Source organism: Acidimicrobiales bacterium (genome assembly GCA_036399815.1).
GTDB lineage: Bacteria > Actinomycetota > Acidimicrobiia > Acidimicrobiales > DASWMK01 > DASWMK01.
The window spans coordinates 19779-38508 of sequence record DASWMK010000202.1; the positions used below are offsets into that span (position 1 = coordinate 19779).

The window sequence follows — 18730 nt, forward strand, 5'->3', positions numbered from 1 at the left end:
GGGAGCACCGATGACCGACCAAGGGGGTCACGCCGGGCTGGCCTGGCCCGACCACGACAGCGGGCCCGTCCCGCCGCCCGACCACGTCGCGGCCGGCCGGGACGAGCGCCCCACCCGCAAGCCCCTCGCCTTCTGGGACCGGGTGAAGTTCCTCCTGCTGTTCGTCCTCCTGTTCTGGTTCTTCGTCTGGTCGAACCTGTCCGACAACCCGATCATCACCACGGGGGACGCCTTCCGGGACACCGTCTCGTCGAAGTGGTGGCTGTTCGCCCTGTTCGGGCTGGAGGTCGTCCGCCAGCTCCACTTCCTCGTGGCCGAGCGCTCGCCCGGCTACCACCGGTTCTGGAGCGAGTCGGTGTTCGGCCGCTTCGAGCGGCGGGCCGGGCGCCTGAACGACTGGAACCGCTACCGGATCGCGAGGGCGCTGAAGGTCCTCGCCGCGCTGGCGCTGCTCAGCGTCGTGATGGGCGTCCTGTTCGACGTCCACCCGGCCACCGCGCTGTTCGAGCTGCCGGCCCGGCTCTACACGATCCTGCCCTTCGTCCTCCAGCTGGCCTTCGGCTTCTTCTTCGTCATCTTCCAGTTCGTCGGCCTGTTCTGGTTCCTGTCCCGCGGCGGGGTGGACGTCTACTTCCCCGACGACATCAAGACCCGGTTCTCCGACGTGTGGGGCCAGGACGCGGTCGTCGACCGGGTGAAGGAGAACATGGTCTTCCTGGAGGACCCGGAGACCATCGAGGCCAAGGGCGGCTACGTGCCCGGCGGCATCCTCCTCTGGGGCCCGCCCGGCACGGGCAAGACGCTGATGGCCGAGGCGGTGGCCGGCGAGACCGGCAAGCCGTTCGTGTTCGTCGACCCCGGCGCGTTCATCAACATGTTCATGGGCGTCGGCATCCTCAAGGTCAAGGGCCTGTTCCGCAAGCTGCGGAAGCTCGCCGTCCGCTACGGCGGGGTGATCGTGTTCTTCGACGAGGCCGACGCCCTCGGCAACCGCGGCCTCCAGACCCAGCCCGGGTTCGGGGCCATCGCCCCGAAGGCGGCCTGGGACCCGGCGCCGGCCTGCAACGGCGACGCCTGGCTGTCGCCCCAGGCCCAGTGGGCCCTCCACCAGGCCGAGCTGCCGGCCACCGCGCCGCCCTCGGGCCTGTCCGACCGCATCATCGCCGGCATGGGGGGGATGGGCGGCGGCGGCATGGGGACGCTCCAGGCCCTCCTCACCGAGCTGTCCGGCCTGAAGAAGCCGAGGGGCTTCATGAACCGGGTCGTCCGCCGGGTGCTCGGCATGCGGCCCAAGCCGCCGCCCAAGTACCGGATCCTCGTCATGATGGCGACGAACATGCCCCAGGCCCTCGACGAGGCCCTGCTCCGCCCCGGCCGCATCGACCGCATCTACAAGGTCGGCTACCCCTCCAAGCAGGGACGGAAGCGGACCTACGAGGGCTACCTGGCCAAGGTCGCCCACAACCTGTCCGACGAGGAGATCGACAAGCTCGCGGTCATGACGCCCTACGGCACGGGCGCCACGATCAAGGACATGGTGAACGAGGCGCTGATCATCGCCATCCGCGACGGTCGCTCCACGATCACCTGGCCCGACATCGTCCGGGCCAAGCAGCTGAAGGAGCACGGCCCGCCCGACGACGCCGAGTACATCGAGCGGGAGCGCCACGCCACCGCCATCCACGAGGCGTGCCACGCCGTCGTCACCTACCGCACCCGCCGCCACGTCGTGATCGACATGGCGACCATCGAGCGGCGGGGCGACACCGGCGGCTTCGTCGCCTGGATCCCGCCCGAGGACCAGATGTTCAACTGGCGCTCCGAGTACGAGGCCGACCTGATGTCGGCGCTCGCCTCCCTCGCCGGCGAGCGGCTGTTCTTCGAGGGCGACAACACCAACGGCGTCGGCGGCGACCTCGCCAAGTCCACCCGGCTGGCCACGATGATGGAGGGCTACTGGGGGATGGGGTCGACGATCGCCTCCCACCGGGTCAAGCGCGAGCTCGGCGTCGGCGGGGGCGGCGGCCCCCGGCCGGACAAGCCCGAGGACGAGCAGGAGGACCTGATCTCCGGCCCGCTGGGCGAGCGCATCGAGGGCAACCTGCGCCGGCTGTTCAACGCCACCGAGCAGCTGCTGCGGGACTCGCGGTCCGACGTGCTGGCCCTCGCCCACGCCCTGGAGACGTACAAGACGCTCTCGGGCGAGGACGTCATCGCCGTGCTGGAGGGCCGGCAGGGCCCGATGATCGACGGCCGCCCCTACAAGCTGCCGGAGTTCATCGAGCTGGCCGAGCGCTACCACGAGCGGGCCCTGGAGGCCCACCGGCGCCACAGCGCGATCGACGTGCCCCTCCCCGTCTACACGCCGCCGGCGGCCGTGCCGGTCGGCGCGGTGGCCGGCAACGGCGGCTCGCCCGGCCCGGGCCCCTACGTCTACGAGGTGCCCCACCACGGCGGCAACGGGAGCCGCGGCAACGGTCGGTAGCCTCGGGTCGTGAGCGACGCGACCTCGCCGGAGCCGGCCCCCCTCGACACCAGGGGGGTCGTCCACCTGTTCTGGAAGGTCACCCCGGCGACCGACCCCGAGGCCGTCGTGGCCGCCGTGAAGCGGGCCGAGGGCGGCGATCACCAGGTCGTCACCGTCGGCGTGCTCGGGCACAAGGCCGACCTCTGCGTGATGGCCGTCGGCCCCGACCTGTGGCGCCTGCGCGAGCTCCAGGGCGACCTCGCCGCCGCCGGGCTCGACCTCGTCGACTCCTACGTGTCGCGGACCGAGCTGTCCGAGTACGCCGCCAACGTGCCGGAGCGGGCCAAGCGGGAGCGGCTCCGCCCGACCCTCCCGCCGGAGGGCAGGACGGCGTTCTGCTTCTACCCGATGTCCAAGCGCCGCCAGCCCGGCCAGAACTGGTACCGGCTGCCGTACGAGCAGCGCCTCGAGCTGATGTACGAGCACGGCCGGTCGGGCCGCAACTTCGCCGGCCGGGTCGTGCAGCTCGTCACCGGGTCGACCGGCCTCGACGACTGGGAGTGGGGGGTCACGCTCTTCGCAGTGACCCACGACGACCTGAAGGAGGTCGTCTACACCATGCGCTTCGACGAGGCCTCGGCCCTGTACGCCGAGTTCGGGCCGTTCGTGACGGGGATCGTGGCGCCGGTCGAGGAGCTGGTCGACCGGCTCGTGCGCCGCTGAGCGCTCAGCCCATCGACACGAGGTCGACCACGAACACCAGCGTCTCGTTCGGCGCGATCACCCCGCCGGCGCCGCGCGCGCCGTAGCCGAGGGCGGGCGGGATCGTCAGCCGCCGCCGGCCGCCGACCCGCATGCCGGCGACGCCCTGGTCCCAGCCGGGGATCACCTGGCCGCCGCCGAGCTTGAACCGGAACGTCTCGCCCCGGTCCCACGACGCGTCGAACTGCTGCCCGGTCGACCAGGACACGCCGACGTAGTGGACCTCGACCCGCTTGCCGGGCACCGCCTCGTCGCCGGTGCCGACCTCGAGGTCCTCGACCTGGAGGGCCTTGCCGGGCGGCGGGCCGCCGGGGACGGTCACCTCGGGCTTCGTGGGCGCCATGGCGCCGACCCTACGCTGCGGTCGTGGCCGACGACGACCTGGCCGGGTTCGAGCGCACGACGTTCGCCGCCGGCGGCCGGGAGCGGCCCGTGTACCGGGCCGGGTCGGGCCCGGCCGTCGTCGTCGTCGCCGAGATCCCCGGCATCACCCCGCTCGTCGCCGCCTTCGCCCGGCGGGTCGCCGCCATCGGGTGCACCGCCGTCGTCCCCCACCTGTTCGGCGAGCCGGGGCGCCCGCCGTCGCCCGCCTACGGGCTGCGCACGTTCGGCCGGGTGTGCGTGTCGCGGGAGTTCGCGCTGCTCGCCGGCCGGCGGTCGTCGCCGGTGACCTCGTGGCTGCGCGCCCTCGCCGTCGCCGAGCACGAGCGCTGCGGCGGTCCCGGGGTGGGCGCCGTCGGCATGTGCCTCACCGGCAACTTTGCGCTGGCCATGGCCGTCGAGCCGGCCGTGCTGGCGCCCGTCCTCAGCCAGCCGAGCCTCCCGCTGCCGGTCACCCGGGCGCGCCGGCGGCAGCTGCACGTGTCCGACGAGGACCTCGCCGTCGTGCGCGGCCGGGTGCGCGACGAGGGGCTGTGCGTGCTCGGCCTCCGCTTCACCGGGGACCGGCTGTCGCCGCCCGAGCGGTTCGCCCACCTGCGCGAGGCGCTCGGCGACGGGTTCGTCGCCGTCGAGATCGACTCGTCGCCGGGGAACCCGTGGGACCTGCCGAGCCAGGCCCACTCGGTGCTCACCGAGCACCTCGTCGACCGCGAGGGCCACCCGACGCGGGACGCGCTCGACCGCGTGCTCGCCCTGTTCCGCGACCGCCTCGTCGGCGGATCGTGACGATCCGGCGACCGAAGCGGTGCCACCTGGCGTCGCGACGCGACCTACACTCCGGCGATCGTGTCGGAGGTCACTGAGGTAGGGAGGCGGCGGCACCCGCTCCTCGCCCTGCTGGCGGGGGCGATGGCGGTGATGCTCGCGTTCGGCGCACTGGCCGGCCTCGCCGCGCCCGCGTCCGCGCAGGCGCCGCAGGGGGAACGGGTCAGGGGCACGCTGAAGAGCGGCGAGGACCCCGTCGCCGGCGTCGACATCGTCGTCGCCACGGCCGACGGCCAGGAGGTCGGCACGGCCACGACGGCCGACGACGGGACCTTCGAGCTGGAGCTCCCCGGGCCGGGCGAGTACACGGCGACCCTCGACGTCGACACCCTGCCGGAGGGGGTCGAGCTGGCCGAGGGGGCGCCCAACCCGCTGCGCTTCCCGATCCGCACCAACCAGGCCCGCCCCCTGCTGTTCCGGTTCGCGGCCAGCGAGGAGGCGCGGGGCACGGTCGGCGGCGGGAACAGCGAGATCGACCGCGCCCTCCAGCGCCTCGTCGACGGCATCGAGCTGGGCCTGATCATCGCCATGGCCGCCGTCGGCCTCTCGCTGATCTTCGGCACCACCGGGCTGACGAACTTCGCGCACGGCGAGATCGTGACGTTCGGCGCGCTGGTCGCCTGGTACGTCAACGTCAACCTCGACATCCACTTCTTCCCGGCGACGGTGATCGCGGTGATCGTCGGCGGCCTGGCCGGCGCGCTCCAGGACCGCGTCATCTGGCGGCCGCTGCGCAACCGCGGCACCGGCCTGATCGCCATGCTGGTCATCTCGATCGGCCTGTCGCTGCTGTTCCGGTACGTGTTCCTGTACCAGTTCGGCGGCCGCACCCGGCCCTACGCCCAGTACGCCGTGCAGCGGGCCTGGCAGTGGGGCCCGGTCGACATCGCCCCGAAGACCTTCTACTCGATCCTCGTCTCGCTGCTCGTGCTGTTCCTCGTCGGCCTCGGCCTCCAGCGCACCCGGCTGGGCAAGGCCATGCGGGCCGTGGCCGACAACGGCGACCTCGCCGCCGCCTCCGGGATCGACACCCAGCGGGTGGTGCTGCTCGTGTGGGTCTTCGGCGGCGCGCTCGCCGCCCTCGGCGGCGTCCTCCAGGGCCTCAACCAGCAGGTGAGCTGGCAGGTCGGGTTCCAGCTCCTGCTCCTGATGTTCGCCGGCGTCACGCTCGGCGGGCTCGGCACGGCCTACGGCGCGCTCGTCGGCAGCCTCGTCGTCGGGGTGTTCATCAGCGTCTCGACCATCTGGATCGCGGACGAGCTCAAGAACGTCGGCGCCCTGCTCATCCTGATCCTCGTCCTCCTCGTGCGGCCCCAGGGGATCCTGGGCCGGGCGGAGCGGATCGGGTAGCGAGCCGGGCGCGGGGGAGGGCCGGTGGACTGGGGATCGATCATCGACAACTCGGTGACGGCCATGTTCGGCCTGGAGGCGGTGGTGTTCGCGCTCGCCGCCGTCGGCCTCAACATGCACTTCGGCTACACCGGGCTGCTGAACTTCGGCCAGGTCGGGTTCATGGCCGTCGGTGCCTACGGCGCCGCCGTCACCGTCAACTACTACGACCTGTCGCTGTGGGCCGGGGTGGTGGCGAGCCTCGTCCTCGCGCTCGTGCTCGCCCTGCTGCTCGGCCTGCCGACCCTGCGGCTACGGGCCGACTACCTGGCCATCGTCACGATCGCGGCCGGCGAGATCATCCGCCTCATCGCCCGGTCCGTGGAGTTCGAGGAGATCACCGGCGGATCGTCGGGCCTCAGCCGCTTCGCCCAGGCCTTCTACGACCTCAACCCCTACGGCAACGGCACCTACGGGCTGTGGTTCGTGAAGTTCGACGAGCGCAGGGCCTGGGTCCTCACCGTCGGGTGGCTCCTCGTCATCCTCCTGTCGGTCCTCGTGTTCCTCCTCATCCGCAGCCCGTGGGGCCGGGTGCTGAAGGCCATCAGGGAGGACGAGGACGCGGCCAGGAGCCTCGGCAAGAACGTCTACTCGTACAAGATGCAGAGCCTCGTGCTCGGCGGGATCATCGGCGCCTTCGGCGGGCTGCTGCTGGCCATCGGCACCCAGTCCGTCCAGCCCGACTCGTACTCCACGCCGGTGACGTTCTTCGCCTACACGGCGCTCATCCTCGGCGGCACCGCCCGGATCGGCGGGCCCATCCTCGGCTCCATGCTGTTCTGGGGCCTGCTGGCGCTGACCGACAACCTCCTGCGCCAGGCCATCTCGGCCGACTACATCCCGACCTGGCTGATGGACAGCACCCAGGTCGGCCAGGTCCGCTTCATGCTCGTCGGGGTCGGCCTCGCCGTGCTGATGGTGTTCCGGCCGCAGGGGATCTTCGGCGACCGGAGGGAGATCGCGCTCGATGCCCGCTGACGCACCCGGCCGGCTGGCGGTGAACCCGCTCGCCGGCGTCGCCGCCGAGCCCGGCGCGGCCAAGCCCGACCCGATCCTCGTGGCCGACGGCGTCCAGCGCCGCTTCGGCGGGCTCAAGGCCGTCGACGTCGACCACCTCGAGATCCAGACCGGCGCCATCACCGCGCTGATCGGCCCCAACGGGGCCGGCAAGACGACCCTGTTCAACCTGCTCACCGGGTTCGACAAGCCCGACAACGGCCAGTGGGTGTTCCAGGGGGCGAAGATGGCCGGGATGCCGGCCCACAAGGTGGCGAGGGTCGGCATGGTCCGCACGTTCCAGCTGACCAAGGCGCTGGCCAAGATGAGCGTGCTCGACAACATGAAGCTCGGGGCCACCGGCCAGCGGGGCGAGAACTTCGTGCGGGCCCTCCTGCCCGGCACCTGGCGGGCGCAGGAGAGGGAGATCGAGGCCAAGGCGGACGAGCTGCTGGAGCGGTTCAAGCTCGCGCACATGCGCGACGAGTTCGCCGGGACCCTGTCGGGAGGCCAGCGCAAGCTCCTCGAGATGGCGCGCGCGCTGATGAGCGACCCGAAGCTCGTCATGCTCGACGAGCCCATGGCCGGCGTGAACCCCGCGCTCACCCAGTCGCTGCTCGGTCACATCAAGGACCTGCGCAACGAGGGGATGACCGTGCTGTTCGTCGAGCACGACATGGACGTCGTGCAGGACATCAGCCAGTGGGTCGTCGTGATGGCGCAGGGGTCGATCATCGCCGAGGGCCCGCCCGAGTCGATGGGCGAGAACCAGGCCGTCATCGACGCCTACCTCGGCGCCCATCACGACGCGCCGATGACGGCCGAGGAGGAGCAGGCCATCCTCGCCCAGGCCGAGGCGGCGATCGCCGCCGAGGAGGCGGTGGCCGAGAGCGCCGACGGCGAGGTGACCACGCCGGTCGCCGACCTGCCCGGCGCCGACCCGCACGGCCGCCAGACGACGCCCGAGACCGCTGAGCCCCCGGAGCGAACGTGAGCGACGACCAGGCCTTCCGGCCGCCCGCCGACGCCGGCGGGACCCCGCAGGTGCAGGAGGACGGCGCGAGGGGGAACGACGGTGCCTCGTCGGCCACCGCCACCGCCACCGCCACGGGGTCGGGCACCGGCACGCGGTCGGCGAACGGCAGCGAGCACCTCGTCGAGGTCCGCCAGGTGGTCGCCGGGTACGTGCCCGGCGTGAACATCCTGAACGGCGTCGACCTCACCCTGGCCGAGGGCGAGCTGGTCGGCGTGATCGGGCCCAACGGGGCCGGCAAGTCGACCCTGCTGAAGGCCCTGTTCGGGCTGATCCCGATCCGCGAGGGCAACGTGTTCCTGCGGGGCGACGACGTGACCGGCCAGTCGGCCCACAAGCTCGTCGGGCAGGGCATCGGCTACGTGCCGCAGAACAAGAACGTGTTCCCCCGGCTCACCGTCGAGGAGAACCTGGAGATGGGCCTGTTCCTGCGGCCCAAGCAGTTCGACCAGCGGTTCGCGTTCGTGGCCGAGCTGTTCCCCCTGCTGAAGGACCGGCGCAAGCAGCGGGCCGGCTCGATGTCGGGCGGCGAGCGCCAGATGCTCGCCATGGGCCGGGCGCTGATGATGGACCCGTCCGTGCTGCTCCTCGACGAGCCCTCGGCCGGCCTGTCGCCCGCGTACCAGGACGAGGTCTTCATCCGCTGCCGCCAGATCAACGCCGCCGGCGTGTCGATCGTGATGGTCGAGCAGAACGCCCGCCGCTGCCTCCAGATCTGCCACCGCGGCTACGTCCTCGACCAGGGCCGCAACGCCTACACCGACACGGGCGACCAGCTCCTCAACGACCCGAAGGTCATCGAGCTCTACCTCGGCACCCTCGCCAAGGTCCGCTAGCTAGTCGCTCGACGGTCGCTCGCAGCAGGTGCGTGATCGTTCAGGCGGAACAGAGGTGACTGCTCGCGTACTCCTCGGCGCCACGCCGCACACGGCTCGTCCACTCGCCGACGGCCCCGACGAGCTCTTGGATCGACTGCTCCACGGCGCCCCGTGCCTGCACGGCGCGTGAGGCGATGATGCCGTAGCCCTCGCCGGCGGCGGCGAGCACGCAGGGCGGCTCCATCAGCTCATCGACGAGCTCGTTCAGTTCGTCCTGTGTCGAGGCGGCGTCGAGGCGCTCGCGGTCGTCATCCGAGAGCAAGGCGTAACACCACAGGCTGAACGGTTCGGCCTCTCCAGCGAGGCACGAGAAGACGTAGTCGACGCCGCACTGGCTCACGACGCCGACAAGTGGCACATCGTACTCGTGGAGAACTTCGACGAGCTTCGTGGACGAGCCGTCGCCCGGTTGCCATGGCTTCGAGCCTGGTTGCACGAGGATGGCGTCAGCCACGAGGGTCGTCTCCGTCTGAGGAAAAGGCGTCATCGAAAGCGTCGCACACTTCCTCGTCCCAGTCATCCTTGAACCTCACGGATACGTGGTCCGGGTTGAGTCGGGTAGGAGTGTGCAGAACCTCGAAGCCTGCTCGCCGCAGCGTACCGGCACTCGTGTAGCGGGCGAGGTCGCGCCCTTCTCCGAGGAGCCGTCCTCGACGTACGACCCTCGACGCCTCCTCGCCGCTCAGTCGACCGCGAATCAGCGAGAGTGCGTCCTCCTTGGACCAACGCGGCTGACATCGGAACCCGTCCGAGGCGGTGCCGTACTGCGTCAACACCTGATCGTCGTCGAGCTCTTCCGGGTTCGCCCTTCGCAACCTGTCCTCCGGACGCCGAGCCCGTTGACCAGTTCCGGCCCTCTTTCCGCCGGCGGGACTGTACTGCTCGCGTCCTTTTGCCCCGTGCCTGCCGCCGCGCTTCGATGCGAGGCACCGCCCGGCGTAGGCCCCGGACGCGAAAGGGGCCCGGCCTCGCGGCCGGGCCCCCTTGCTGGTGCTCGGTGGTGCTTACAGCTGGGCGGTGCGGAACTCCGTGAGGGAGTCGTCGATGGCGTTCTCCGGGCCGAACTGCAGGACGCCGTAGCTCGCCTCGCCGGGCTCGCCGGCGTCGGTGAACGTCAGCGGGCCGGTGACGCCGTCGTAGTCGATGTCGGTCGTGCCGCCGTTGATCAGGTCCAGGCACTCCTGGAACGACGTGCACTTCTCGCCGTCCTTGGTGACCCCGTTGATCTCGGTGGCCACGTCGGTCGGGACATCGGTGTTGGCGACCACCGCCGCCAGGGCCGTGACGATCACCGCGTCGTAGGACTCGCCGGCGTAGTTGAAGTCCACGAGCTCGGGGTCGACCTCGAGCAGGCGGTTCTTGAACTCGTCGGAGAGCTGGGTGAGCGGGGTGGTGCCCTTCATGCCCTCGAGGGCGCCCGGCTCGGTGAACTGCTCGCCCAGGGCGTTGCCCATGTTGCCGTCCACGCCGTAGACCTGGACGTCGGCCGGGCCGACGCCCTTCTCGATCATCGTGGCGATCAGGCGGGCCGACTCGTCGAAGCCGATGACGACGACGGCGTCGGGGTTGGCCCGCACCATGTCGTCGACCTCGGAGTCGAAGGTCTGGGCCTGCGGGTCGTAGACGATGGACTCGACGACCTGGCCGCCCGAGGCCTCGATCGACGCCGTGGTGTCCTCGAGGAGGCCCGTGCCGTACGGGTCGTCCAGGGCGAACAGGCCGACGTTGCTGAAGCCGTCCTCGACGATGATCTCGCCGAGCACCTGGCCCTGGAGGATGTCGGACGGGGCGGTCCGGAAGTAGAGGCCGTCGTCCTCGTAGGTCGACAGCTCCTTCGCCGTGTTGGCCGGCGAGAACTGGATCACCCCGGCGCCCACGATCTTGTCGATGACCGTCAGGCTGACGCCGGACGATGCGGCGCCGATGATGGCGTCGACCCCCTCGGCGAGCTCGCGGTCCACGGTCTGGTTGGCGATGTCGGTCGAGGTGTCGCCCGAGTCACCCTCGACCAGCTCGACGTCCTGGCCCAGCACGCCGCCCGCGTCGTTGATCTCCTGGATGGCCAGGTTGACACCGGCGATCTCGGGTGGGCCGAGGAACGCCAGCGAGCCGGTCTCCGGGAGCAGGGTCCCGAACTTCAGGACGCCGTCGCCCTCGTTCGGGGCGATCGACGTCTCCGTGCTGCTGCTCGTGGAGCTGTCCTCGCCCCCTTCGTCGTCGGCGGCCGTGGTGCTCGTGCTGTCGCCCGCCGCCGTGCCGTCGTCGTCATCGTCATCGCCGCCGCACGCCGCGGCGATGAGGGTGAGTGCGAACAGGAGCGCCAGCAGGCGCCATGCGCGACTCCGTTGGATCAAGGTTCGTTCCCTCCGCTGGTCCGATACGTGCCGCCGGATTGTAGGGCCGATCATGTGGGGGCGCCGGTAGGGGGCAGAATCGCAACATGGCGACAGAACGGTTGTTCCTCCGTGACGCCTACCTGAGGGCCTTCGACGCCACCGTGACGGCCGTCGACGGCGACCGCGTCGCCCTCGACCGGACGGCGTTCTACGCCACCTCCGGGGGCCAGCCGCACGACACGGGGACGCTCGGCGAGGCGCGCGTCGTCGAGGTCCGCGCCGCCGGCCCGGACGTCTGGCACCGCCTCGAAGGGGCCGTGCCGGCCGTCGGCGACGCGGTGCACGGCGAGGTCGACTGGGACCGCCGGCACGCGCTGATGCGCACCCACACCGCGCTCCACGTCCTCTGCGGCGTGATCTGGCACCGGTGGGGCAAGGCCGTCACCGGCGGGAACATGGAGCCGCTGTCGGCCAGGATGGACTTCGAGTTCGACCCGCTGCCCGAGGGCTTCGGCGCGACGGTCGAGGAGCTCGTCAACGAGGAGGTCGCGGCCGACCGCCCGATCGAGGTGTCGTTCCTGCCGCGGGGGGCGGCGCTCGCCGACCCCGACCTCATCCGCACGAAGGTCAACCTGATCCCCGAGACCGTCGAGGAGATCAGGGTCGTCGACATCGTCGGGCTCGACAAGCAGGCCGACGGCGGCACCCACGTGCGCTCCACCGGCGAGGTGGGCAGGGTCAGGGTGGTGAAGACGGAGTCCAAGGGCAAGGCCAACAAGCGCATCCGCATCGAGGTCGTGGATGGGTGACCTCGCCGCGCTGCGGTCGGGCCTCCGCGACCTCGGCCGGGTGGTCGTCGCCTTCTCGGGCGGCGCCGACTCGTCGTTCCTCGCCTGGGTGGCGGCCGACGAGCTCGGCCCGGAGGCGGCGCCGGCGGTCACCGCGGTGTCGCCGTCGCTCGCCGGCGACGAGCGCCGGGGGTGCGCGGCGCTGGCCGCCGAGTGGGGGCTGCGCTGGTCCGAGGTCGAGACGGCCGAGATGGAGCGCGCCGCGTACCGCCGCAACGACGGCGACCGCTGCTTCTGGTGCAAGGACGCGCTGATGGACGCGCTCGCCCCGATGGCGGCCGAGCGCGGCGGCACGGTCGTGCTCGGCGTGAACGTCGACGACCTCGGCGACCACCGTCCCGGCCAGCGGGCCGCCGCCGGGCGGGGCGCGGCCTTCCCGCTCGTCGACGCCGGCTTCACCAAGGCCGACGTGCGCGAGGCCTCCCGGCGACTCGGGCTGCGCACCTGGGACAAGCCCGCCGCCCCCTGCCTCGCCTCCCGCCTCCCGTACGGGACGGAGGTGACCGTCGCCCTGCTCGGCCGGGTCGAGCGGGCCGAGGCCGGGCTGCGCCGCCTCGGCTTCCGCGACCTGCGGGTCCGCCACCTCGGCGACACGGCCCGCGTCGAGCTGCCCCTCGACGACCTGCCGGCCGCCCTCGCCCGACGCGACGAGGTCGTCGCCGCCGTCCGGAGCGCCGGCTACCGCTACGTCACCCTCGACCTCGAGGGGCTGCGGTCCGGCAACCTCAACGCCGCGCTCGGGCGCTGAGCGGCCGGCGTGCGCAAGCTCGTCGTCCTCGTGCTGCTCCTCGCCATCGTGCTCGTCGGCGTCGAGGTCGGCGTGCGGCTGTGGGTGGACGCCGAGGCCGAGCGGGAGGCGGAGGCAAACCTCGACGCCGTCGGCGAGGTCGACGTCACCCTCCGCTCGTTCCCGGTGGTCGCCCGCCTGCTGCTGTCCGGCGAGGTCGGCGACATGGACGTCGAGCTGGTCGACGTCCGGGAGGAGGGGGTGGCGGTCGCCCGCCTGACGGCGAGGGTGACGGGCCTCGTGCTCGACCGGGGCGCGCTGTTCGGCGACCGGCGGGTGGAGGTGGTCGACCTCGACGGCGCCCGGCTCGAGGCCAGGGTGGAGGAGGCGGCCATCCAGGCGCTGCTGCCGGCGGCGACGATCGTCCTCACGCCCGGCCAGGCGACGGTGACGGCGGGCGAGGTGTCCATCACGGCGCAGGTGGCCATCCGGGACCGGGCCCTCGTGCTCGCCGTCGAGCCCCTGCCGGCCGTCTCGATCCCGCTGCCCAGCACCGACCTGCTGCCCTGCGACCCGGCGGCCGAGATCGTGGATGGCGCCGTGCTCCTCGCCTGCGACGTCGACGACCTCCCGCCCGCGCTCGTCCAGGCCATCGGCGACCTGTCCGAGCGGGTCGGCTGACCGCTCGCCTCAGCCGGCCTCGCCGTCGAGGTCGGCGGGGCCGCGGCCGGAGAGGAAGTCGATGGCCCGCCACGTGCTCGACGACACGAAGCGCTCGAGGCGGGGGCTGGCCATGAACCGGGCCGTCCCGGCCACGGGGAGCGGCGAGCCGGTGAGGGCCGCCTCCCTCGCCGCCGCGTGCGCCGTCTTGATCAGGTGGGCGGTGATGATGAACGACCCGGCCCGGTCGGCGAGCGACGCCCGCTCCAGCGCGGCCGCCGCCTCGTCGACCGGCGTGCCCATGGCGACCGCCACCGCCGCGTCGGGCCGGCCGGCCTCGACCTCGGCCCGGAGGTCGCCGGTCGCCGGCTCGACCTCGGGCGTCTCGACCGGCGCGCCGCGGCGCCACTCGGAGCGCCCCGAGTCGTGCACGTGGAAGACGGTGTAGAGCGCCAGGCGGAGCGTGTCGGGGCCGGGCTCGGCCCGCCACGCCCACCGGGCGGCGTCGGCGTAGGTGAGCGAGTGGGTGATGTCGAGCCAGCCGAAGTCCGTCGCCGGGTCGAAGTCGACGGACGGGTCGTAGCGCAGCAGCCGCTCGGAAGCGGCGAGCACGACGGTGTCGAGCAGCCGCTCCACCCCGGCGCCCTCCCGCAGCGCCCGGAGCGCCTCGACGGCCGGCGCGGCCTTGTCCCGGCCGAGCAGGGCGCCCCGCAGGCGCCCGTCGTCCCCCCACTCGTCGGCCGGCGGCGCCTCGGCCAGCGCGCCCAGGTCGGCGCCGGCCAGGGCCCGCAGGAACGGGCGCATCGGCGGGAGCTTGTCCTCCCTCGTGGCCACGACCACGGCCGGCACGAGGTGGGGCAGCACGGTGGCCGCCCGGTCCTCGCCCAGCGCGTCGAGCAGTGCGAACGCCTTCTGCGTGTAGATGGCGGCGTGGCCGAAGCCGAGGTGGTGGTCGCTCACCGCGCCGAGCAGCCAGCGGCGCAGCTCGCCGGCCCCGGCCCCCGCCTCGATGCCGCCCCGCAGCAGCGCCTCGGCCTCGTCGCCCCGCTCGTCCTCCACGAGGCGGCGGAACTCGCTCGCCGGGTCGGCCGGCAGCGTCCGGGCCGGTTCGGGCGCCGGGCGTAGGGGCCGGCGCCGCTCGACCTCGGCCACCCCGGCGATGGCCTGGACGATCGGCAGGGCGCGCGCGTCGCCGTCGTAGCGGGCGAGGATGGCGAGGCAGTCGGTGGCCGAGGCGAGCGCGTGGCCCCAGCCGAACTCGGCCCTCGGGGCGCCCCACGCCACCGCCTCCCACACGAGCTCGCCGGGGTCGGCCTCGGCCCGCAGCAGGCGGACGACGTCGCGGGCCGTCTGCCCCACGTAGCCGTTGTCGATGGCCGAGCGCAGGCTGGCGAGCAGCTTCGGGCGCAGCTCGGCCGGGTCGGGGTCGGTGACGTCCACCAGCACCTCGCCGCCGGCGATCGTCACCGGGTAGCTGCGCACGTCCTCCTCGCCGAGCACGCAGCGCCCGTCGGCGAGGCGGAACTTCCAGTTGTGCCAGGCGCAGGTGAGCTCGCCGCCCTTCACCTCGCCCTGGGTGAGCGCGTACCCCTCGTGCGGGCAGGCGTTGTCCAGCGCGAACACGCCGTCGGCGGTGCGGACCAGGGCCAGGCGCCGCCCGGCGGCCCTCAGCATGCGGATGCCGCCGACGGGCAGCCGGTCGACGGTCGTGACGGGGACGAGCGCCATGGCGGCACTGTCGCGCCGACGGCCGAGAAAAACAAGCGTCGACTGTCGAAAGCCGCCGTCGCCCTAGGCGGCCGGCCGCGCCTCCCGCACCTGGCGCTTCAGCCGGGCGAGGATCGCCCCCATGCCCCGCAGCCGCTGGTGCGAGATGACCTCCCCGAGCCCCATCCGGTCGTAGAAGTCGTCGGGCACGCCGAGCACCTCGTCCCGGGTCGCCCCGTCGAGGCCCTCGGCCAGGATCCCGGCGAAGCCTCGCGTGGTGGGCGCCTCGGGCGGGCAGTCGAAGTGCAGGTGGACCCGGTCCTCGCCGTCGACCTGCGCGCAGAGGAAGAAGGCCGTCTGGCACTCCGGCACCCGCTCCATGGCCTCCTTGTGGGCGGCGAGGTCGGGCGGCAGGGGCGGGACCTTCCTCGCGTACTCGAGGAGGGCCTGGAGGCGCAGGTCCTTCGGCGCCCCGCCGAAGAGGGTCACGATGCGTTCGAGCTTGGCGGGCGTCGGCACCCCGATATTGTGACCGAGTAACTCAGGAATTCAACCGCCGAGCCGGAGGGCATCGATGACCACCGCCGAGCCGACCGCACCCGCCGTCGAGGTCGACCACAACCCGAAGTTCCAGGCCTACGCCCACCCCGAGCGCCTGGTGAGCACCGAGTGGCTGGCCGAGCACCTCCAGGACCCCCACGTCGTGGTCGTCGAGTCCGACGAGGACGTCCTGCTCTACGACACCGGCCACATCCCCGGCGCCGTGAAGATCGACTGGCACACCGACCTGAACGACCCCGTGACGCGGGACTATGTGGACGGCGAGGGCTTCGCCGCGCTCATGCGGGCCAAGGGCATCAGCCGCAGCACGACGGTCGTGTTCTACGGCGACAACTTCAACTGGTGGGCCGCCTACGCGCTCTGGGTGTTCTCGCTGTTCGACCACCCGGACACCCGCCTGGTCGACGGCGGCCGGGCCAAGTGGATCGCCGAGGGCCGGCCCCTCACCACCGAGACGCCGACGGTGAAGGCCACCGACTACCCGGTCGTGCCCCGCGACGACACCGGCATCCGCGCCTACCGCATGCACGTCGAGGACCACGTGCGGGCCAAGGCCCCGCTGGTCGACGTCCGGTCCCCCGAGGAGTACTCGGGCGAGAAGCTGCACATGCCCGACTACCCGCAGGAGGGCGCCCTCCGCGGCGGCCACATCCCCGGCGCCCGCAGCGTGCCGTGGAAGCGGGCGGCCAACGAGGACGGCACGTTCAAGACGGCCGACGAGCTGGCCGCCATCTACACGGTCGAGCAGGGGCTGTCCCGGGACGACGACGTGATCGCCTACTGCCGGATCGGCGAGCGCTCCAGCCACACCTGGTTCGTGCTCACCCACCTGCTCGGGTACCCGCGGGTGCGCAACTACGACGGGTCGTGGACCGAGTGGGGCAACCTCGTGCGGGCCCCGATCGAGCGGCCCGGCCTGCCCGTCCGGCCGCCCATCGAGTAGCGGGAGGGGCCGGGCGCCGCGCTACCAGTGCGCGGTGCCCGGCCCGCCCTTGAACGGTCCGACGACCCGGCTCGTCACCCAGCCGCCGTAGTACGCGCCCTCGTTGGACGCCGCCTGCTCGCCGTCGACGAGGCAGGCGTCGACCCGTTGCGGGTAGAAGGACCACCAGCCCCGGATGGCGGCGAAGGGCGGCGTCGGCGCCGGGTAGCACCAGGCCGCGTCGGGCGACCGCCGCTCGCCGACCACGAGGGTGGCGTAGGTCGCCTGGCCCTTCCACTCGCAGAACGTGCGGGCGGTGGACGCCACGAGCAGGTCGGTGCGGACGTCCTCGGGCGGGAAGTAGTAGGCGGGCGGCTGGCTCGTCTCCAGCACGCGGGCGCCGCGCCGGGTCTCGGCCACGACCGTGTCGGCCAGCACGACGACGAGGTGGGCGGCGACCGGCTCCAAGCGGGGCGGGCGGGGGTAGTCCCACACCGACTCCTGACCGGGCCCGGGCTCGACCCGCTGCGGCTCCATCCCGCCAGGATGCCAACATCGGGCCGATGGGAGACGAGGAGGAGGCCGCGCTCGCCGCGCACGCGGCCGCCCTCGCCGACGCCGTCGACGCCGCCCTGCCCGCCTGGGTCGGCCGGTCGGTCCGCCGCCTGCTGGCCGCCGCCGGCCGGGACGGCGACCCCGCCGTGCTGGAGGAGGCGGCCGAGGCCGGCCGGCGGGCGAGGGACGACGTGGGCGGGGCCGTGCGCCGCCTGCTCGCCACCGACGTCGACGCCCAGCCGACCGGGCCGCTGGCGGTGATCCGCGGCGCCGTGCGCTACCCGACCGAGGTGCTGCGCCGGGCCGGCGTGCCGCCCGTGGTGCGCGACGAGTTCGCCGAGCGCTCCTTCCCCGACGACGTGTACGACCTGTCCCCGGCCACGTGGGCCGACCTCGACCCCGCGCTCCACGACCTCGGGATGACGTGGGGCGCGGCGAAGGCGTGGGTCGTCCTGGCCCGGCGGCGGGCGGAGGGCAAGCGGTGACGGTCGTCGCCTACGTCCCCGACCTGATGGACCGGTCGAAGGTGCGGGCCGCCGCGCCCGGCGCCCGCTGGGCCCGCGACGGCGGCGCGCTGGCCGACGGCACGGGGCCGGGCGACGTCGTGGTGGCCGACCTGAGCCGGCCCGGCGCCGTCGAGGGCCTGGCCGCCGCGGCCGCCGCCGGGGCGAGGACGATCGGGTTCGGCTCCCACGTCGACCGGGCCACGCTCGACGCCGCCAGGGCCGCCGGCGTCGGCGAGGTCATGGCGAGGAGCGAGTTCTTCCGCCGCCTCCCTGGGCTCCTCGGCGGGGAGCCGGGAGCAGGTCCAGCAGGCCCGTGAGGTCGTCGATCCTCGGGACGTCGCCGGCCGGGGGCGGCTCCATGACCCAGGACGGCGCCCGCTCGTGGCGCCACACGTGCACGGCCCGCATGCCGTGGGCGAGCGGCCCCTGGACGTCGGAGGCCCAGTTGTCGCCCACGAACACCGTCTCGGCCGCGGTCGCCCCGAGCGCCTCCAGGGCGGCCCGGTAGATGCGGGGGTGGGGCTTGCGGCACCCCACCCAGGCCGACGACACCCGGGCGTCGACCAGGTGGGCGATGCCGGCGTCCTCGAGGTGGCGGTCGAGGTCCCAGTCCCAGTTCGAGCAGATGCCGAGGCGCAGCCCCCTCGCCCGCAGCTCGGCCAGCACGCCCGGCACCTCGTCGTAGACCCGCATGCGGAACCGGCGCCGGCGCTCGTCGACGTCGGCGAGCAGGGCGACCAGGTCGGCCTCGGCCACGTCCGACGCCACGAGCACCTCCCGCCAGCGCTCCCGCTCCCAGCGGTTGTAGGCGGCCTCGTCGGCCGAGTGCTCGCCGTGCTCCCGCCCGTCCCACGCCTCGATGGCCCAGCGCCGGTCGGCGTCGCGGTCGAGCTCGTAGCCCCGCTCGGCGACGACCTGGTGGAACCAGTGCTCCACCCAGTCGGACTCGCCGAGCGTGCCGTAGAAGTCGAGCAGGACCGCCCGGACGGGCGGGGGGTCAGCGGTCGCCACGCTCCCAGCCGGCGTCGGACAGGTGGCGGGGCTCGAAGAAGAGGCAGTCCGCGGGGCAGGCGAACGGCGCCTCCTCGTTGACGCCCAGCCGGCACCGCTGCACCAGGTCGCCGGCCGGCATCGTCCGGCTGGCGTAGTGGCGGCAGTCCTCGCGCACGGCCATCGC

At 73.1% G+C, this 18730-nt stretch carries 21 protein-coding genes; 13 read left to right on the forward strand and 8 right to left on the reverse strand.

What is annotated here, in order from left to right; genetic code table 11:
- The first annotated feature begins 10 nt into the window (after window positions 1–10).
- Both VGB14_15115 and VGB14_15120 read left to right on the forward strand, forming a co-directional pair.
- On the forward strand, window positions 11–2485 hold the full coding sequence (locus VGB14_15115) for an AAA family ATPase (GenBank protein HEX9994257.1): 2475 nt from the start codon (window positions 11–13) through the stop codon (window positions 2483–2485).
- A 9-nt stretch (window positions 2486–2494) separates the two neighbouring features.
- The gene (locus VGB14_15120; protein HEX9994258.1) at window positions 2495–3190 is read left to right on the forward strand and encodes a chlorite dismutase family protein; all 696 of its coding nucleotides are present in this window, start codon (window positions 2495–2497) and stop codon (window positions 3188–3190) included.
- A 4-nt stretch (window positions 3191–3194) separates the two neighbouring features.
- Here VGB14_15120 and VGB14_15125 read toward each other — a convergent pair whose 3' ends face one another.
- The gene (locus tag VGB14_15125) at window positions 3195–3572 is read right to left on the reverse strand and encodes an FKBP-type peptidyl-prolyl cis-trans isomerase (GenBank protein HEX9994259.1); all 378 of its coding nucleotides are present in this window, start codon (window positions 3570–3572) and stop codon (window positions 3195–3197) included.
- A gap of 23 nt (window positions 3573–3595) precedes the next feature.
- Here VGB14_15125 and VGB14_15130 point away from each other — a divergent pair, with 23 nt between their 5' ends.
- Genes VGB14_15130 through VGB14_15150 form a run of 5 tightly spaced genes read left to right on the forward strand, consistent with a single transcriptional unit; the run spans window position 3596 to window position 8689 of the window.
- A complete protein-coding gene (locus VGB14_15130) occupies window positions 3596–4396 on the forward strand; it encodes a dienelactone hydrolase family protein (GenBank protein HEX9994260.1) in 801 nt (266 codons plus the stop codon).
- Window positions 4397–4456: 60 nt separating this feature from the next.
- Window positions 4457–5785 carry a branched-chain amino acid ABC transporter permease gene (locus VGB14_15135; GenBank protein ID HEX9994261.1) on the forward strand — a complete coding sequence of 443 codons (1329 nt, stop codon included), beginning with the start codon at window positions 4457–4459 and terminating at the stop codon, window positions 5783–5785.
- Window positions 5786–5809: 24 nt separating this feature from the next.
- The gene (locus VGB14_15140) at window positions 5810–6802 is read left to right on the forward strand and encodes a branched-chain amino acid ABC transporter permease (GenBank protein HEX9994262.1); all 993 of its coding nucleotides are present in this window, start codon (window positions 5810–5812) and stop codon (window positions 6800–6802) included.
- A complete protein-coding gene (locus VGB14_15145; GenBank protein HEX9994263.1) occupies window positions 6792–7814 on the forward strand; it encodes an ABC transporter ATP-binding protein in 1023 nt (340 codons plus the stop codon). The genes VGB14_15140 and VGB14_15145 overlap by 11 nt, the downstream gene beginning before the upstream one ends.
- Window positions 7811–8689 carry an ABC transporter ATP-binding protein gene (locus VGB14_15150; protein HEX9994264.1) on the forward strand — a complete coding sequence of 293 codons (879 nt, stop codon included), beginning with the start codon at window positions 7811–7813 and terminating at the stop codon, window positions 8687–8689. The genes VGB14_15145 and VGB14_15150 overlap by 4 nt, the downstream gene beginning before the upstream one ends.
- 40 nt (window positions 8690–8729) lie before the next feature.
- Here VGB14_15150 and VGB14_15155 read toward each other — a convergent pair whose 3' ends face one another.
- The gene (locus VGB14_15155; protein HEX9994265.1) at window positions 8730–9185 is read right to left on the reverse strand and encodes a hypothetical protein; all 456 of its coding nucleotides are present in this window, start codon (window positions 9183–9185) and stop codon (window positions 8730–8732) included.
- Between the two features lie 550 nt (window positions 9186–9735).
- Entirely contained in the window at window positions 9736–11085 is a 1350-nt protein-coding gene (locus VGB14_15160; protein ID HEX9994266.1) for an ABC transporter substrate-binding protein, read from the reverse strand.
- An 86-nt stretch (window positions 11086–11171) separates the two neighbouring features.
- On the opposite strand from VGB14_15160, the gene VGB14_15165 reads away from it, so the two are divergent.
- Genes VGB14_15165 through VGB14_15175 form a run of 3 tightly spaced genes read left to right on the forward strand, consistent with a single transcriptional unit; the run spans window position 11172 to window position 13323 of the window.
- Window positions 11172–11876 carry an alanyl-tRNA editing protein gene (locus VGB14_15165; GenBank protein ID HEX9994267.1) on the forward strand — a complete coding sequence of 235 codons (705 nt, stop codon included), beginning with the start codon at window positions 11172–11174 and terminating at the stop codon, window positions 11874–11876.
- Window positions 11869–12663 (forward strand): ATP-dependent sacrificial sulfur transferase LarE, encoded by a 795-nt coding sequence (gene larE, locus VGB14_15170; protein HEX9994268.1) that lies wholly within the window; start codon window positions 11869–11871, stop codon window positions 12661–12663. Before VGB14_15165 ends, larE begins: the two co-directional genes overlap by 8 nt.
- Before the next feature lie 9 nt (window positions 12664–12672).
- Complete coding sequence (locus VGB14_15175; GenBank protein ID HEX9994269.1) at window positions 12673–13323, forward strand: LmeA family phospholipid-binding protein; 651 nt, start codon at window positions 12673–12675, stop codon at window positions 13321–13323.
- Between the two features lie 9 nt (window positions 13324–13332).
- Here the strand turns inward: VGB14_15175 and VGB14_15180 are convergent, their stop codons facing one another.
- Window positions 13333–15030 (reverse strand): Rieske 2Fe-2S domain-containing protein, encoded by a 1698-nt coding sequence (locus VGB14_15180; protein ID HEX9994270.1) that lies wholly within the window; start codon window positions 15028–15030, stop codon window positions 13333–13335.
- Window positions 15031–15093: 63 nt separating this feature from the next.
- The gene (locus tag VGB14_15185; protein HEX9994271.1) at window positions 15094–15528 is read right to left on the reverse strand and encodes a SufE family protein; all 435 of its coding nucleotides are present in this window, start codon (window positions 15526–15528) and stop codon (window positions 15094–15096) included.
- Window positions 15529–15583: 55 nt separating this feature from the next.
- Between VGB14_15185 and VGB14_15190 the strand changes: the two genes are divergently transcribed.
- The gene (locus VGB14_15190; protein HEX9994272.1) at window positions 15584–16513 is read left to right on the forward strand and encodes a sulfurtransferase; all 930 of its coding nucleotides are present in this window, start codon (window positions 15584–15586) and stop codon (window positions 16511–16513) included.
- Window positions 16514–16534: 21 nt separating this feature from the next.
- Here VGB14_15190 and VGB14_15195 read toward each other — a convergent pair whose 3' ends face one another.
- Window positions 16535–17029: a DUF427 domain-containing protein gene (locus VGB14_15195; protein HEX9994273.1), complete on the reverse strand. Its 495-nt coding sequence runs from the start codon at window positions 17027–17029 to the stop codon at window positions 16535–16537.
- Between the two features lie 26 nt (window positions 17030–17055).
- On the opposite strand from VGB14_15195, the gene VGB14_15200 reads away from it, so the two are divergent.
- Window positions 17056–17532 carry a hypothetical protein gene (locus VGB14_15200; protein ID HEX9994274.1) on the forward strand — a complete coding sequence of 159 codons (477 nt, stop codon included), beginning with the start codon at window positions 17056–17058 and terminating at the stop codon, window positions 17530–17532.
- On the forward strand, window positions 17529–17870 hold the full coding sequence (locus tag VGB14_15205; GenBank protein HEX9994275.1) for a hypothetical protein: 342 nt from the start codon (window positions 17529–17531) through the stop codon (window positions 17868–17870). The genes VGB14_15200 and VGB14_15205 overlap by 4 nt, the downstream gene beginning before the upstream one ends.
- Here VGB14_15205 and VGB14_15210 read toward each other — a convergent pair.
- Both VGB14_15210 and VGB14_15215 read right to left on the reverse strand, forming a co-directional pair.
- The gene (locus tag VGB14_15210) at window positions 17791–18564 is read right to left on the reverse strand and encodes an HAD family hydrolase (GenBank protein ID HEX9994276.1); all 774 of its coding nucleotides are present in this window, start codon (window positions 18562–18564) and stop codon (window positions 17791–17793) included. The two genes, VGB14_15205 and VGB14_15210, sit on opposite strands and share 80 nt — an antisense overlap.
- On the reverse strand, window positions 18551–18727 hold the full coding sequence (locus tag VGB14_15215) for a hypothetical protein (GenBank protein ID HEX9994277.1): 177 nt from the start codon (window positions 18725–18727) through the stop codon (window positions 18551–18553). The genes VGB14_15210 and VGB14_15215 overlap by 14 nt, the downstream gene beginning before the upstream one ends.
- Window positions 18728–18730 lie beyond the last annotated feature (3 nt).

Bases quoted from the DNA above. Each gene is read 5' to 3' on its own strand.
- VGB14_15125 (HEX9994259.1), bottom strand. From the start codon at position 3,572: ATGGCGCCCACGAAGCCCGAGGTGACCGTCCCCGGCGGCCCGCCGCCC.
- VGB14_15115 (HEX9994257.1), top strand. From the start codon at position 11: ATGACCGACCAAGGGGGTCACGCCGGGCTGGCCTGGCCCGACCACGAC.
- VGB14_15200 (HEX9994274.1), top strand. From the start codon at position 17,056: ATGGGAGACGAGGAGGAGGCCGCGCTCGCCGCGCACGCGGCCGCCCTC.
- VGB14_15145 (HEX9994263.1), top strand. From the start codon at position 6,792: ATGCCCGCTGACGCACCCGGCCGGCTGGCGGTGAACCCGCTCGCCGGC.
- VGB14_15165 (HEX9994267.1), top strand. From the start codon at position 11,172: ATGGCGACAGAACGGTTGTTCCTCCGTGACGCCTACCTGAGGGCCTTC.
- larE (HEX9994268.1), top strand. From the start codon at position 11,869: ATGGGTGACCTCGCCGCGCTGCGGTCGGGCCTCCGCGACCTCGGCCGG.
- VGB14_15180 (HEX9994270.1), bottom strand. From the start codon at position 15,030: ATGGCGCTCGTCCCCGTCACGACCGTCGACCGGCTGCCCGTCGGCGGC.
- VGB14_15195 (HEX9994273.1), bottom strand. From the start codon at position 17,029: ATGGAGCCGCAGCGGGTCGAGCCCGGGCCCGGTCAGGAGTCGGTGTGG.
- VGB14_15190 (HEX9994272.1), top strand. From the start codon at position 15,584: ATGACCACCGCCGAGCCGACCGCACCCGCCGTCGAGGTCGACCACAAC.
- VGB14_15215 (HEX9994277.1), bottom strand. From the start codon at position 18,727: ATGGCCGTGCGCGAGGACTGCCGCCACTACGCCAGCCGGACGATGCCG.